This is a genomic window from Streptomyces sp. 4N509B, from assembly GCF_052245655.1.
GTDB lineage: Bacteria > Actinomycetota > Actinomycetes > Streptomycetales > Streptomycetaceae > Streptomyces.
Genome location: NZ_JBQQBZ010000053.1, coordinates 1 through 14,156, shown reverse-complemented (window position 1 = coordinate 14,156; position 14,156 = coordinate 1). Strand labels below are relative to the sequence as shown.

General features: G+C 76.1%; 14 protein-coding genes. 8 read left to right on the top strand and 6 right to left on the bottom strand.

Going from position 1 to position 14,156, the window contains the following annotated elements; all coding sequences use genetic code 11:
• The first annotated feature begins 4 nt into the window (after nt 1–4).
• Nucleotides 5–871, top strand: a complete 867-nt coding sequence (locus ACTWP5_RS29895; RefSeq protein WP_443224296.1) for an SAM-dependent methyltransferase — start codon at nt 5–7, stop codon at nt 869–871.
• A gap of 37 nt (nt 872–908) precedes the next feature.
• Here ACTWP5_RS29895 and ACTWP5_RS29890 read toward each other — a convergent pair whose 3' ends face one another.
• From ACTWP5_RS29890 to ACTWP5_RS29865, 6 genes are all read right to left on the bottom strand, one after another.
• Complete coding sequence (locus tag ACTWP5_RS29890; protein WP_443224295.1) at nt 909–1,409, bottom strand: DUF6506 family protein; 501 nt, start codon at nt 1,407–1,409, stop codon at nt 909–911.
• A gap of 100 nt (nt 1,410–1,509) precedes the next feature.
• A complete protein-coding gene (locus tag ACTWP5_RS29885) occupies nt 1,510–2,484 on the bottom strand; it encodes a sugar kinase (RefSeq protein WP_443224294.1) in 975 nt (324 codons plus the stop codon).
• The gene (locus tag ACTWP5_RS29880) at nt 2,481–3,125 is read right to left on the bottom strand and encodes a bifunctional 4-hydroxy-2-oxoglutarate aldolase/2-dehydro-3-deoxy-phosphogluconate aldolase (RefSeq protein WP_443224293.1); all 645 of its coding nucleotides are present in this window, start codon (nt 3,123–3,125) and stop codon (nt 2,481–2,483) included. The genes ACTWP5_RS29885 and ACTWP5_RS29880 overlap by 4 nt, the downstream gene beginning before the upstream one ends.
• Before the next feature lie 65 nt (nt 3,126–3,190).
• A complete protein-coding gene (gene dgoD, locus ACTWP5_RS29875; RefSeq protein WP_443224292.1) occupies nt 3,191–4,336 on the bottom strand; it encodes a galactonate dehydratase in 1,146 nt (381 codons plus the stop codon).
• Between the two features lie 41 nt (nt 4,337–4,377).
• A complete protein-coding gene (locus ACTWP5_RS29870) occupies nt 4,378–5,145 on the bottom strand; it encodes an SDR family NAD(P)-dependent oxidoreductase (protein ID WP_443224291.1) in 768 nt (255 codons plus the stop codon).
• 147 nt (nt 5,146–5,292) lie between these two features.
• Nucleotides 5,293–5,790 carry an Lrp/AsnC family transcriptional regulator gene (locus ACTWP5_RS29865; protein ID WP_443224315.1) on the bottom strand — a complete coding sequence of 166 codons (498 nt, stop codon included), beginning with the start codon at nt 5,788–5,790 and terminating at the stop codon, nt 5,293–5,295.
• Nucleotides 5,791–5,912: 122 nt separating this feature from the next.
• On the opposite strand from ACTWP5_RS29865, the gene pdhA reads away from it, so the two are divergent.
• Genes pdhA through ACTWP5_RS29830 form a run of 7 tightly spaced genes read left to right on the top strand, consistent with a single transcriptional unit; the run spans nt 5,913 to nt 14,118 of the window.
• Nucleotides 5,913–7,022, top strand: coding sequence for a pyruvate dehydrogenase (acetyl-transferring) E1 component subunit alpha (pdhA, locus tag ACTWP5_RS29860; RefSeq protein ID WP_443224290.1), 1,110 nt, complete (start codon nt 5,913–5,915; stop codon nt 7,020–7,022).
• Between the two features lies 1 nt (nt 7,023).
• Nucleotides 7,024–8,040, top strand: coding sequence for an alpha-ketoacid dehydrogenase subunit beta (locus ACTWP5_RS29855; RefSeq protein WP_443224289.1), 1,017 nt, complete (start codon nt 7,024–7,026; stop codon nt 8,038–8,040).
• On the top strand, nt 8,037–9,443 hold the full coding sequence (locus tag ACTWP5_RS29850) for a dihydrolipoamide acetyltransferase family protein (protein ID WP_443224288.1): 1,407 nt from the start codon (nt 8,037–8,039) through the stop codon (nt 9,441–9,443). Before ACTWP5_RS29855 ends, ACTWP5_RS29850 begins: the two co-directional genes overlap by 4 nt.
• 35 nt (nt 9,444–9,478) lie before the next feature.
• On the top strand, nt 9,479–11,206 hold the full coding sequence (gene paaN / locus ACTWP5_RS29845; protein WP_443224287.1) for a phenylacetic acid degradation protein PaaN: 1,728 nt from the start codon (nt 9,479–9,481) through the stop codon (nt 11,204–11,206).
• A 1-nt stretch (nt 11,207) separates the two neighbouring features.
• A complete protein-coding gene (locus ACTWP5_RS29840) occupies nt 11,208–12,452 on the top strand; it encodes a thiolase family protein (RefSeq protein WP_443224314.1) in 1,245 nt (414 codons plus the stop codon).
• Nucleotides 12,449–13,309: a 3-hydroxyacyl-CoA dehydrogenase family protein gene (locus tag ACTWP5_RS29835; protein WP_443224286.1), complete on the top strand. Its 861-nt coding sequence runs from the start codon at nt 12,449–12,451 to the stop codon at nt 13,307–13,309. Before ACTWP5_RS29840 ends, ACTWP5_RS29835 begins: the two co-directional genes overlap by 4 nt.
• Nucleotides 13,300–14,118, top strand: a complete 819-nt coding sequence (locus ACTWP5_RS29830) for an enoyl-CoA hydratase-related protein (RefSeq protein WP_443224285.1) — start codon at nt 13,300–13,302, stop codon at nt 14,116–14,118. Before ACTWP5_RS29835 ends, ACTWP5_RS29830 begins: the two co-directional genes overlap by 10 nt.
• Nucleotides 14,119–14,156 lie beyond the last annotated feature (38 nt).

The window sequence follows — 14,156 nt, the reverse complement described above, 5'->3', positions numbered from 1 at the left end:
CAGCATGCCCGAGGGACCCGCCGGCGCCCCGCAGGACGAGCAGCCGTACGACTGGAGCTGGGCCACTCCCGCCGAGCGGGACCAGCCCCCGCTGCCCGAGATCGACACCACGCGGCCCAGCATCGCCCGGGTCTACGACGCGGGGCTCGGCGGCAAGGACAACTACCCCGTCGACCGCGCCGTCAACGAGGAGGCGCGCAGGATCATGCCGTCCGCGGTGGAGAGCGCCCGCATCAACCGCGAACTGCTCATACGCGGCATCCGCTTCCTCGCCCAGCAGGGCGTCGACCAGTTCCTCGACCTCGGCTCGGGACTGCCGACCGTGCAGAACACCCACGAGGTGGCGCAGTCCGTCAACCCCGACGCCCGCGTGGTGTACGTCGACAACGACCCCGTCGTCCGTGTCCACGGCGAGGCGTTGCTGGCGCGGAACGCCAGCACCAGGGTCGTCATGGCGGACCTGCTGGACGTGGCGGGCGTGCTCGACCACCCCGACGTCGCGGACTTCCTCGACTTCTCCCGCCCCGTCGGCCTGGTGATGCTCGCCGTGGTCCACCACGTGCTCGACGAGGAGGACCCGACGGCCGTGATCAACGCCTACAAGGCGCGCCTCGCACCCGGCAGCCACCTGTTCCTCTCCCACTTCTGCAACAGCTCCCCCGAGGCGCGCGCCCTGGAGGAGCTGCTGGTGGGCGCCCTGGGGCGGGGCCAGTTCCGCACGACGGAGGAGATCACGGCGTTCTTCGACGGCTTCGAGCTCCTGGAGCCGGGCGTCGTGCCGGCCCCGCTGTGGCGCCCCGACCGGCCGGTCAGCCAGCCGCTGGACGACGCCGGGCTGCTGATCGCCGGCGGCATGGGCCGCAAGTCCTGAGGAGGCCGCTCCCGCAGGGAGCCCGCCGCGCGGGCCGTCAGGCCGCCTGGCCGGCGGCGGAGCGGAACGCCGAGGCCGCGTCCATCGACTCGATGCCGTAGACCATCGAGCCGACCGGTGCCCCGCCGGCGGCGGCGTGGACGCGGGCCGCGGCGTCGGCGCCGAGGCCCCCGAACAGCTCGACGAGCCCGACCCGTGCCCCCGCCGCGACCCGCTCGGCGGCCTCGACGTCCGGCACCGCCACCACCGTGAACGCGGCGCCGCCGCCGTTGTCGAAGACGGCCCGGTCCCGCTCCGGGTCGGCGCCCGGCACCAGCACCACGAACAGCTCCGACTGCACCTGGCCGGCCAGGAACGCCAGGTGGAAGCGGGAGATGGCGGCCAGCGACTCGCTGCCGTAGCCGATGGCCCCGACCGGAACGCGGTCACCGACCTCGGCGATCACCCGCGCCGTGCCGACCGGTCCGAACCCGCCGCACAGCTCCACCAGCCCGGCGCCAAGGTGCGGGCGCTGCTGGCGGATCTGCTGGCCCACCACGGGCGCGCCGTCCCGGCCGGCACCCTCGTCGACGCGCGGTCCGGGGCGGCCGACGCGGGCGCCTTCCCGGGCGACGGCGGGGGAGGGGACGGGGGCGGGTTCAGCGGAGGGCGCTGCCCGGCTCGGCGTCGAGCAGCGGCAGCTCGTCGCGGTGCGGCAGACCCTCCCAGTCGCCCGGGGTCGCCACCGCGAACGCGGCGGTCGTGGTGGCGCGGCGCAGCCGCCGGCCCGGGTCGAGCCCGTCCAGCAGCCCCGAGAGGTAGCCCGCGCAGAACGCGTCTCCCGCCCCGACGGTGTCCGCGACGGGGACGGGCTGCGCGGGGCAGTGCACGGGGTGGCCGTCGGGCGCGTACCGCGTCGCCCCGGCCGCGCCCCGCTTGACGAGGACCTCGCCCACTCCCGCGTCGAACAGCCGCCGGGCCCGCCGCGCCTCTTCCTCCTCCCTCGGGCCGCCGTCGACGTCGGCGACCAGCGGCATCTCGTCCTCGGAGGCGATGAGCACGTCGACCGAGCCCAGCAGCGGGCGCAGGGCGGTGGCCGCGTCGGCGGCCGTCCACAGCCGCGCGCGGTGGTTGACGTCGAGGGCGACCGTCCAGCCGCGCCGGCGGGCGTGGTCGGCAGCCTCCCGCACGGCCCCGAGCGGCCCGTCGCCCAGCGCGCAGGTGATGCCGGTCAGGTGCAGGACGCGGGCGCCGTCCTCCAGCGCCGGCAGCAGGTGCGCGAACCGCAGCCGCGAGGCGGCGGAGCCGGCGCGCCAGTACTGCACGCGGGCGATGTCGGCGACGCGCCGTTCCCGCAGCATGGCCCCGGTGGGCGCCTCGGGATCCGTGGTGACGTGGCGCGTCTCGACGCCCTCGCCGCGCAGGGCGCGCCGCACCAGCCGCCCCGGCTCGTCGGCCCCCAACCGGCCCGCCCAACTCACCCGGTGCCCGAGGCGCGCCAGCCCCACTGCGACGTTCGATTCGGCCCCGGCCACGGTGACGCGGGCGGCGCCGCCGACGCTCAGCGCGCCCTCGGCCTGGAGCGACAGCATGGCCTCGCCGAAGGTGAGGACGTCCACCGCCGGGCCGCTCACGACGCCTCCCCGGCGCGGCCCACGACGGCGAGGAACTCCCGCGCCCGCCGCCGCAGGGCCGTCAGGTCGCCGCCGTGGGCCGCGTCCGCCACCAGCGGGCCGCCGACGCCCACGGCGAGCGCGCCGGCGGCCAGGTACGCGGCCGCCGCGGCCGCGTCGACGCCGCCGACCGGCACGACGGGCATGTCGGGGAACGGGTCGCGCAGCGCCGCGAGGTAGGCGGGGCCGCCGAGCGAGGCGGGGAACAGCTTGACGGCGGTGGCGCCCCGCGTCGTCGCCGTGAGCGCCTCGGTCGGGGTGAACGCGCCGGCCAGCACGGGCAGGCGCTGCTCCGCCGCCGCCTCGAACCCCGGGCCGAGGGCCGGGGTGACGAACCACCGCGCCCCGGCGTCCCGGGCGCGCAGCAGGTCGTCCCGGCTGACGACCGTGCCCGCCCCGACCGGCGCGTCGCCGCCCAGCTCGCGCGCCGCGCGGGCGATCACCCCGGCGGCGTCGGCGGTGGTGAGGGACACCTCGACGAGGCCGACGCCCTCCTCCACGAGGGCGAGGACGGCGCGCAGCGACGCCTCGGCGTCACGGCCGCGCACGATGGCGACGAGCCGGTCGCGCCGCAGGTGGGCGGTGAAGCTCGGTGCGTCCATGGCTGACGGTCCCTCCGGTGGCTGGTGGAAATGGGGCTTTCAGGGCAGGGCCGGGTGGCGGGTGGTCACCACTCGGCGAAGGACCCGTCGGGGTGGCGCCAGACCGGGCCGCGCCAGTCGGGACTCGCCCCGTCGGCGGCGCGCACGGCCGCCTCGTCGACCTCGACGCCGAGTCCGGGGCGGGTGGGGCGGGCGAAGTGGCCCTCGTGGAAGCGGAAGACCTCGGGGTCGAGGACGTAGTCCAGCAGCTCGGCGCCGGTGTTGTAGTGGATGCCCATGCTCTGCTCCTGGATCAGGAAGTTCGGCACGGAGAACGCGATCTGGAGGCTGGCCGCCAACGACACGGGTCCCAGGGGGCAGTGCGGCGCGATCTGGATGTCGAAGGTCTCGGCGAGGGAGGCCATGCGGCGCACCTCCGAGATGCCGCCGGCGTGGGAGAGGTCGGGCTGGAGCACGGCGATGCCCGCCTGGAGGGCGGGAAGCGCGTCGGTGCGCGAGTACAGGCGCTCGCCGAGGGCCACGGGCACGGGGGAGGCGTCGACCAGCTCGCGCAGCAGGTGCGGGTACTCGGGGAGGACGGGCTCCTCGGCGAAGAGCGGGTTGAGGGGGGCGAGCCGGGCGAGCACCTTGCGGGCGTTGGCGGCGGTGAAACGGCCGTGGAAGTCGAGGGCGAAGTCCCGGTCAGGGCCCAGGACGTCGCGGACGGTCCCGGCCCGGTCGAGGACGCCGTCGAGGTCGGTGGTGGTCGCCAGCCGGTTCATCCGGCCCGAGGCGTTCATCTTCACCGCGGTGAAGCCCGCCTCGACCTGCGCGGCGACGGCCTCGGCGAGCTGGCCCGGGTCGTCCCCGCCGACCCAGCTGTAGGCCCGGACGCGGTCGCGGACCGGGCCGCCGAGGAGGACGTGGACCGGGACGCCGAGGGCCTTGCCTGCGATGTCCCACAGCGCCTGGTCGAGCCCGGCGACCGCGCTGGAGAGGATGGGGCCGCCCCGGTAGAAGGAGCCCTTGGTCATGACCTGCCAGTGGTCCTCGATGCGGAGCGCGTCGCGACCGACCAGGAGCTCGGCCAGCTCGTGGACGGCCGTGCGGACGGTGGCCGCCCGGCCCTCGACGACGGGCTCTCCCCACCCGACGACGCCCTCGTCGGTCTCGACGCGGCAGAACAGCCAGCGGGGTGGGACGGCGAAGGTCTCCACGCGTGTGATCTTCAAGTGCGGTGCTCCAGGGGGTCGGGTCGGGGCGGAGGTCCGGGTCAGGAGGAGGTCTTCAGGACGCTCCACCCGCCGTCCACGACGAGCGAGGCCCCGGTCACGAACGAGGCGTCGTCGCTGAGCAGGAACGCGATCGTGGCGGCGACCTCCTCGGGTCTGCCCAGCCGCCGCATCGCGGTCTGCTCGGCGCTGGCGCGGCGGTCCTCCTCGCCGACGCCGTCCCACGCCCGGGTGAGGACGGGGCCGGGCAGCACGGCGTTGACCCGCACCTCGGTCCCGTACTCCACGGCCAGCTGCCGGGTCAGACCGGTCAGCCCGGCCTTGGCGGCGGCGTACGCGGGGCGGCCCGGCAGACCGACCATCGCGTGCACGGAGGAGACGATCACGGCGCTTCCCGCGGTGGCGCGCAGGTCGGGCAGGCAGGCGCGGAAACCGAGGAAGGAGCCGGTCAGGCTGACCGACAGCTGGCGGTTCCACTCCTCGGCGTCGATGGCGTGCGCGGGCGCGACGCGCACCGTGAAGGCGTTGCTGACCAGCGCGTGCACCGGGCCGTAGGCGTCGCGCGCCGCGGCGACGGCGGCGTCCCACGACGCGGGCCGGGAGACGTCGCAGTGCTGGAAGAGCGCCGTCCCTCCCGCCGCCCGGAGGCGTTCCACCGTCTCGCGTCCGGCGTCCCGCGCGACGTCGGCCACGACGACGTTGGCGCCTTCGGCGGCCAGGCGCGCGGCGGTCGCGGCTCCGATGCCGGAGGCGGCGCCGGTGACCAGAGCGCACCGTCCCTGGAAACGGCCCTGAGGGGGGTGGGTCACGGTACGTTCACTCCACGGAGGTCCGGGGTCGGCGGGACGGGCGGTCGGCCGCCCGGAAGAATTTAATAATAATTAATCGGTGCTGCCAAGGGGGTCGAGGCGGCGCACCCCCGCCCCTCGCGTCACCGCCGCCGCCCACGACGGGCGTCACTCCCACTCGACCCCGCGCCCCGGCGCCTCGTCGAAGACCAGCCACGTCCGGGTCGAACGAACCCCCGGGACCTCCTGTATGTGCTCCAGCACCACCTGCCGCAGCGTGTCGTTGTCAGGGGTGCGGGCCAGCGCGAGGATGTCGAAGTCCCCGCCGACGAGCGAGAAGTGCTCGACGTAGGGGATCTGCGACAACTCCCGCGAGACGGTGCGCCAGGTGTTCTGCTCGATGGTGATCATGACGTAGGCGCTGGTGCCCAGGCCCGCGCGCTGCGGATGGAGCCGCGGCGCGAAGCCGCGGATCACGCCCTCGGACATCAGCCGGCCGATGCGCGTGTACGCGTTGGCACGGGAGATGTGGACGCGGTCGGCCAGCGCCCGGATCGAGATGCGGCCGTCTCTGAGCAGCCCGGCGATGAGGGCCCGGTCCGTCGTGTCGAGCGGTACGGCAGAACGTCCGGCGTCGTGGCCTCCTTCGGGGGAATCGGGCGACATGTTGCTCACCTCCCCGGTGGTGTACCAGCAGGATGTCGCCATTTATTACCGCATCTTGAGCAGATATACGCGCCGGGCGGACGATCGCGGTGCCACGTCGTCACGGAAGGCGGGTGCCCTGGATGACCGCGAAGACCTCACGGCGCACGGTGCGGGGGCTGTTGCCCTCCACCGCGCCCGTCCGATTCGTCACCGAGACCGGGGGCGCGGCCGGCCGGGCGCCCGCCGGATACGCCGAGCCCCCGGCCGAGTTGCTGCGCGAGGCGTTCCGGCGCATGGTCGTCGGCAGGCGCCTGGACGCACAGGCCACCGCCCTCACCAAGCAGGGCCGCCTCGCCGTCTACCCCTCCAGCCGGGGACAGGAGGCCTGCCAGATCGGGAGCGTCCTCGCGCTGCGGGAGGAGGACTGGCTCTTCCCGACCTACCGCGACACCGTCGCGGTGATGGCCCGCGGCGTCGACCCCGTCGAGGCGTTGACGCTGCTGCGCGGCGACTGGCACTGCGGCTACGACCCGCTGGCGACCCGGGTGGCACCCCAGTGCACGCCGCTGGCCACCCAGGCGCCGCACGCCGTCGGCCTGGCCGACGCGCTGCGCCGCCGGGGCGAGGGCGGCGTGGTGATGGTCCTGGTCGGGGACGGCGGGACGAGCGAGGGCGACTTCCACGAGGCCCTCAACTTCGCTGCCGTCTTCCACGCCCCCGTCGTCTTCCTCGTCCAGAACAACGGCTACGCGATCTCCGTCCCCCTGGCGCGCCAGACCGCCGCGCCGGCCCTCGCCTACAAGGGCGTCGGCTACGGCGTCCCCTCCGAACAGGTCGACGGCAACGACCTGGTGGCCGTCGTGTCGGTGCTGACCGCCGCGGTCGAGCACGCCCGCGCCGGCCGGGGCCCGTTCCTCGTGGAGGCCCACACCTACCGCATGGAGCCCCACACCAACGCCGACGACGCGACGCGCTACCGCGACGAGGCCGAGGTGAAGCGGTGGAGCGCCGCCGACCCGCTGCACCGGCTGGAGGCCCACCTGCGCGGCCGGGGCCTGATCACCGACGAGGACGTGGCCTCGGCACGCGAGGAGGCCGAGCGCCGCGCGGCCGGCCTGCGCGCCCGGATGAACGCCGAGGACACCCCCGACCTCCTCGAACTCTTCGACCACGTCTACGCCGACCCCACGCCCCAGCTGCTGGAACAGCGCGGGCAGTTGGCGGCCGAGCTGAACGCCAGGGAGCAGTGACATGGCGACGGTCACGATGGCGCGGGCCCTCAACGACGCCCTGCGCGACGCGTTGCGCGACGACGAGCGCGTGCTGGTCCTCGGCGAGGACGTCGGCCCGCTCGGCGGCGTCTTCCGCGTCACCGACGGACTGACCCGCGAGTTCGGCGAGCAGCGGTGCTACGACACCCCCCTCGCCGAGTCCGGGATCGTGGGCCTCGCGGTGGGCCTGGCGATGGGCGGCTTCCGGCCCGTGGTGGAGATGCAGTTCGACGCCTTCGCCTACCCGGCCTTCGAGCAGATCGCCTCGCACGTCGCGAAGTTCAGGAACCGCACCCGCGGCCGGGTCGGGCTGCCGATGGTGATCCGCATCCCCTACGCGGGCGGCATCGGCGGCGTCGAACACCACGGCGACTCCAGCGAGGCCTACTACGCCCACACCCCGGGCCTGAAGGTCGTCACCCCCGCGACCGTCGCCGACGCCTACTGGCTGCTGCGCGACGCCGTCGCCGACCCCGACCCGGTGGTCTTCCTGGAGCCGAAGAAGCTGTACTGGACCAAGCAGGAGGCCGACCCGCGGCGGCGCGCCACGGACCCGTTCGGCCGTGCCACCGTCCGGCGCCGCGGGCGCGACGCCACGCTCGTGGCCTACGGGCCCGCGCTGCCGGTCGCGCTGGAGGCGGCGGAGGCGGCGGCCGGCGACGGCGTCGACCTGGAGGTCGTGGACCTTCGCACGCTCGTGCCGTTCGACGACGAGACGGTCGCCGCCTCGGTGCGCAGGACCGGCCGGTGCGTCGTCGTCCAGGAGGCACAGGGGTTCGCCGGGGTCGGCGCCGAGGTCGCCGCACGGGTCCAGGAGCGCTGCTTCCACTCGCTGGCCGCGCCCGTGCTGCGCGTCGCCGGCTTCGACATCCCCTACCCGCCGCCCAAGCTGGAGCACGCCCACCTGCCCGCCGTCGACCGCGTCCTCGACGCGGTCGACCGCCTCCAGTACGACGAGGTGCCCGACGTCCTCCACCTGGCGAGGAGGGCGGCGTGACCACCACCGGCATCCTCACCGAGCGGCTCTTCCGCCTGCCCGACCTCGGGGAGGGCCTGACCGACGCCGAGATCCTCCAGTGGCGGGTCGCCGTCGACGACACCGTCGAGGTCGACCAGGTCGTGGTGGAGGTCGAGACCGCCAAGGCCGCCGTCGAGGTGCCCGTGCCCTACGCGGGCACCGTGCTCGCCCTCCACGCCGAGCCGGGAGCCCGCGTGGCGGTAGGCGAACCCCTCATCTCCGTCCGGCCCCCGCAGGAGGACCCACCCGCGCCCCGGGACGCCGACGGCGCCGCCGGGCGCGACGGCGAGGCGGCCCCGGACGGCGAGGACACGCCGGACGGATCCCCGGACGGATCGGGCAACGTGCTGGTCGGCTACGGCACCGCCCGCGCCCCCGCGCCCCGCAGGCGACGCGGCACCTCACCCGCGCGCGCCACCCCGGCCCGGAGCACCGCGGCGCCGGGCGACACCGCCGCCGTTCCAGAGTCCGCCCCCGAGGCCGCCCCGGACGCCGCCCCCCTCGTGATCTCCCCGCTGGTGCGCAGGCTGGCGCGGGACCACGGCATCGACGTCGCCCGGCTCACACCCAGCGGCCCGCACGGCGTCGTGCTGCGCCGCGACGTCGAGCGGGCCATCGCGCGCGGAGCCCCGGCCGAGCGCGCCGCGCCGGCCCCCGCCCCCACGGCCCCGCCCGCCCGGCCGTCGGCGGACGAGGAGCGCGTCCCGCTGCGCGGCCTGCGCCGCGCCGTCGCGGAGAAGCTCTCCCGCAGCAGGACCGAGATCCCCGACGCCACCACCTGGGTCGACGTCGACGCGACGGGGCTGCTGCGCGCCAGGGACGAGCTGCGGGCCGCGGCACCCGAGAGCCGCATCGGCCTGCTGGCGCTGCTGGCCCGCGTCTGCGTCGCCGGCCTGCGCGCGTTCCCCGAGCTCAACGCGACGGTCGACACCCGGCGCGGCGAGATCGTCCGCCTGAACCGGATCCACCTCGGCTTCGCCGCCCAGACCGAGCGCGGGCTCGTCGTCCCCGTCGTGCGCGACGCGCACCGCATGACCACCGCGGGCCTGGCCGCCGAGATCGCCCGCCTGACCGACCTCGCCCGCTCGGGCGAGCTGCCCCCCGAGTCCCTGACCTCGGGCACCTTCACCCTCAACAACTACGGCGTCTTCGGGGTCGACGGCGCCACCCCCATCATCAACCACCCCGAGGCCGCGCTGCTCGGCGTCGGCCGCGTCCTCGACCGCCCCTGGGCGGTCGACGGCGCCCTCACCGTCCGCAAGATCACCCAGCTCTCCCTCACGTTCGACCACCGGGTCTGCGACGGCGGCGTCGCCGGGGGCTTCCTGCGCTTCGTCGCCGACCGCGTGGAACGCCCCGCGACCCTGCTGGCCGAGCTGTGACCCGTCCCCCCGCCGCGCAGGAAGGTGACGCCGACATGCCCCACCCCACCACCGCCCCGACCGACTTCTTCGCCGAGCACCAGGAACTGCTCCGGCGGGCCACCACGGCCATCGAGGAGCGCGGCCACTTCTCGCCCTACGTCGAGATGCCGAGCACCTCGGCCTACGGCGAGGAGGCGCCGCCCCGCGGCGAGGCCGCCTTCCAGGCGCTACTCGGCCGCCCCTTCGAGCTGCCGGGGCATCCGGGCGACGGACTGGTGCGCGGCGTCGAGGTCTCGCCCTACGGCTTCGAACTCGGCGTCGACTATCCACGCGTCACGCCCGAGCAGGCGGTGTCCGCCGCCGGGGCCGCCGCCGCCGCGTGGCGGGCCGCGAGCCCCGACACCCGCGCCGGCGTCGCCGCCGAGATCCTCTCCCGGCTCAACGCCGCCAGCTTCGAGATCGCGCACGCGGTGCAGCACACCACCGGCCAGGCCTTCGTGATGGCCTTCCAGGCGGGCGGCCCCCACGCCCAGGAGCGCGGCCTCGAAGCCGTCGCGTACGCGTGGCGGGAGCAGACGCGCCTCCCGGGCACGGCCCGGTGGGTCAAGCCCCAGCGCAGGGGCGAGCCGCTGGCGCTGGAGAAGACCTACACCCCCGTGGGCCGGGGCGTCGCGGTGCTGATCGCCTGCACCACCTTCCCCACCTGGAACGGCTACCCCGGCCTGTTCGCGAGCCTCGTCACCGGCAACCCGGTGATCGTCAAGCCGCACCCCCGGGCGGTGCTGCCGCTCGCGATCACCGTGCGCGTCGCCCGCGAGGTCCTGGCGGAGGCGGGCTTCGACCCCGACGTCGTCCTCCTCGCCGCCGAGCGGCCGGAGGACGGCACGGCCACCGTGCTGGCCACCCACCCCGAGGTGCGCGTCGTGGACTTCACCGGATCGACGCGGTTCGGCGACTGGCTGGAGGCCAACGCCCGCCAGGCCGCCGTCTTCACCGAGAAGGCCGGCCTCAACACCGTCGTCGTCGACTCCACCGACGACTACACGGGCCTGCTGCGCAACCTCTCCCTCTCCCTCGCCCTCTACAGCGGGCAGATGTGCACCACGCCGCAGAACATCCTGGTGCCGCGCGAGGGCCTGACCACCGACCAGGGGCTCCGCACCGTCGACGCGTTCGCCGCCGACCTCGGCGCCGCGCTCGACCGGCTCCTCGGCGACCCGCGGCGGGCGAGCGCCACCCTCGGCGCGATCGTCGGCGACGCCGTGCTGAAGCGCCTGGAGGAGGCGGCCGGGCTCGGGCGCACGGCCCACCCGTCCAGCGCCGTGGAGCACCCCGAGTACCCCGAGGCGACCGTCAGGACGCCGCTGGTGGCGCGGCTGGAGGCGGACGCCGACGAGGAGACCTACACCCGCGAGTGGTTCGGCCCCGTCTCCTTCGTCATCGCCACCGACTCCACCGAGCACAGCCTGCGAATCCTGAGCGACGCGGTGCGGCGCCACGGCGCGCTGACGGCCGTGGTGCACACGACCGACGAGACGGTGCTCGCCGCCGCCAGGCAGACGGCCCTCGCGGCGGGCGTGCACCTGTCGGAGAACCTCACCGGCGGCGTGCTGGTCAACCAGTCCGCCACGTTCAGCGACTTCCACGGCTCCGCGGCCAACCCGGCGGCCAGCGCCACCCTCACCGACCCGGCGTTCGTCCTGGGCCGCTTCACCGTGCTCCAGTCCCGGCGGCACGTCGCCGCGACGGCGCCCGCCGAGGGGGCGGGCGGCGGTGCCTGACGTGCCCGAGGAGGCGTGGCTGTGCGACGGCGCGCGGACGCCGCAGGGCCGCTACGGCGGCGCGCTCGCCACCGTGCGCCCCGACGACCTCGCCGCCCTGGTGGTCGGCGAGACGGTGCGGCGGGCCGGGATCCCCGGCGAGGCGGTGGACGAGGTGATCCTCGGGGCCGCCAACCAGGCGGGCGAGGACAACCGCGACGTGGCCAGGATGGCGGCGCTGCTCGCCGGGCTGCCCGCCAGCGTGCCCGGCTACACCGTCAACCGGCTGTGCGCCTCGGGCCTCACGGCCGTCGCCTGCGCCGCCCAGGCCGTGCGGTCCGGCGAGGCGGACCTCGTGGTCGCGGGCGGCGTGGAGTCGATGACCCGCGCGCCCTGGGTGATGGCCAAGCCCGGCACGCCGTGGGCCAGGCCGGGAGAGGTCCACGACACGGCGCTCGGCTGGCGCTTCACCAACCCGCGCTTCACCGCCGCCGACCGGGCCGTTCCCACGGACACGGACACGGACACGGCCGGGCCGGCGGCGCCGGTGACCCTGTCGATGGGGGAGACCGCCGAGGAGGTGGCCGCACTCGACGGCATCACCCGCGCCGAGGCCGACGCCTTCGCGCTGCGCAGCCACCGCCGGGCCGTCGCCGCCCAGGACGCCGGCCACTTCGACCGCGAGATCGTGCCGGTGCCGGCGCTGCCGCCCGACGGCGAGGTGACCCGTGACGAGGGCCCCCGCCGCACCACCTCGGCCGAGAAACTGGCGGCGCTGCGCCCCGTCTTCCGCGAGGGCGGCGTCGTCACCGCGGGCAACGCCTCGCCCCTGTCCGACGGCGCCGCCGCCCTGCTCGTCGCGAGCCGGACGGCGGCACGACGCCACGGGCTCACCCCGAGGGCCCGCGTCGTCGCCGCCGCCTCGGCCGGGGTGCCGCCCCACCTCATGGGCCTCGGCCCGGTGCCCGCGACCGAGAAGGCCCTGGCCCGCGCCGGGTGGACCGTCGGCGACCTCGACGCCGTGGAGCTGAACGAGGCGTTCGCCGCCCAGGCGCTCGCCGTCATCCGCCGCCTGAAGCTCGACGAGGCCCGCGTCAACGCCGACGGCGGCGCCATCGCCCTCGGCCACCCGCTGGGCTGCTCCGGCGCCCGCGTCCTGCTCACGCTCCTGGGCCGCATGGAGCGTGACAACGCCCGCCGGGGCCTTGCCACCCTGTGCGTGGGCGTGGGCCAGGGCGCCGCGATGCTGCTGGAGCGGCTGCCGTGAGCGCCCCCGCCCCGCCGGGCGTCCTCGGCGTCGTCGGCGGCGGCCGCATGGGCGCCGGCATCGCGCAGTCCTTCGCGGCCGCCGGCTCGGCCGTCACCGTGGTGGAGCGCGACGAGGCCGCTGCCGCCGCCGCCCGGGACCGGGTCGCCGCCGGCCTCGCGCGGGCCGCCGAGCGCGGCGCCCTCACCGAGCCGCGCGAGCGGGTGATGGGCCGCGTCACGACGGTCACCTCCCTGGCCGCCCTCCCACCCGGGGCCGACCTCGTCGTCGAGGCCGTCCACGAGGACGCCGCCCTCAAGGCCACGGTGCTCGCGGCGGCCGAACGCGCCGTGGCCGAGCGGACGGTGCTGGCCACCAACACCAGCTCGCTGCCGGTCACCGAGCTGGCCAGCGCCCTCGCGCGGCCCGGCCGCTTCCTCGGCATGCACTTCTTCAACCCCGTGCCCGCCTCCGCGCTCGTCGAACTCGTCGTCACGGCCGACACCGCCGACGACACCCTCGCCGCCGCGCGGTCCTACACCCGCGCCCTCGGCAAGACCGACGTCGTCGTCCGCGACGCGCCCGGCTTCGCCAGCAGCCGCCTCGGCGTGGCCCTCGGCCTGGAGGCGATCCGCATGGTCGAGGAGGGCGTCGCCGCGCCCGAGGCGATCGACGACTGCATGCGCCTGGGCTACCGACACCCGATGGGCCCGCTGCGCCTGACCGACCTGGTCGGCCTCGACGTGCGGCTGGCCATCGCCGAACACCTGCACGCGGCCCTCGGCGAACGCTTCGCGCCGCCGCGGCTGCTGCGCGAGAAGGTCGCCCGCGGCGAACTCGGCCGCAAGTCCGGAGAGGGGTTCTACACATGGCAGTGAGCGACGCCCCCGCGCCCCGGGGGCACGAGGTCGGCTACGCCCTCGACGGCGCCGTCGCGGTGATCGAGCTACGCCGCCCCGCCGCGGGCAACGCCCTCGACACCACGATGAAGGAGGGCCTGCTGGCGGCCGTGGAGCGGGCGGCGGACGCGGGCGACGCCGTCCGGGCGGTGCTCCTGACCGCCGAGGGCCGCGCCTTCTGCGTCGGGCAGGACCTGAAGGAGCACGCCCTCGCCCTCACCGACCGACCCGACACCGCGTTCGACACCATCGACCGGCACTACAACCCCCTGGTGCGCGCCCTGGCCGCCCTGCCGCAGCCCGTGGTCGCGGCCGTCGAGGGCGCCTGCGCCGGAGCGGGCCTCGGCCTCGCCCTGACGGCGGACCTCCGGGTCGCGGCGGAGACCGCCCGTTTCGCGACGGCCTTCGCCGGCGTGGGCCTCGGCCCCGACACGGGGGTGAGCCGGGCGCTGGCCCGGCTCCTCGGCCCCTCGCGCGCCGCGGGCCTGCTGATGCTGGGCGACCCCTTCTCCGCCGAGGAGGCCGCCGGCTGGGGCCTGGTCCACCGCGTCGTCGCCGAGGGCCGCGCGCGGGAGGAGGGACTCGCCCTCGCCCGACGCCTGGCCGCGGGGCCCACGGCGGCGTTCCGCGAGATCAAGGAGCTCCTGGCGAGCGCCGCCACCGTCCCCCTCGAGACCGCCCTCGAACGGGAGGGAGCGGCCCAGCGGCGGCTGGGCGCGACGGCGGACCACCGCGCCGCCGTCACCGCCTTCCTCACCCGCGAGATCCCCCGCTTCCAGGGCCGGTGACGGCCCCTCCCACGACCGAAGGACACGGGCCGATGACC

Coding starts and splice junctions, on each gene's coding strand:
- paaN (WP_443224287.1), top strand. CDS start 9,479: ATGCCCCACCCCACCACCGCCCCGACCGACTTCTTCGCCGAGCACCAG.
- ACTWP5_RS29865 (WP_443224315.1), bottom strand. CDS start 5,790: ATGTCGCCCGATTCCCCCGAAGGAGGCCACGACGCCGGACGTTCTGCC.
- ACTWP5_RS29895 (WP_443224296.1), top strand. CDS start 5: ATGCCCGAGGGACCCGCCGGCGCCCCGCAGGACGAGCAGCCGTACGAC.
- ACTWP5_RS29830 (WP_443224285.1), top strand. CDS start 13,300: ATGGCAGTGAGCGACGCCCCCGCGCCCCGGGGGCACGAGGTCGGCTAC.
- ACTWP5_RS29855 (WP_443224289.1), top strand. CDS start 7,024: ATGGCGACGGTCACGATGGCGCGGGCCCTCAACGACGCCCTGCGCGAC.
- pdhA (WP_443224290.1), top strand. CDS start 5,913: ATGACCGCGAAGACCTCACGGCGCACGGTGCGGGGGCTGTTGCCCTCC.
- ACTWP5_RS29880 (WP_443224293.1), bottom strand. CDS start 3,125: ATGGACGCACCGAGCTTCACCGCCCACCTGCGGCGCGACCGGCTCGTC.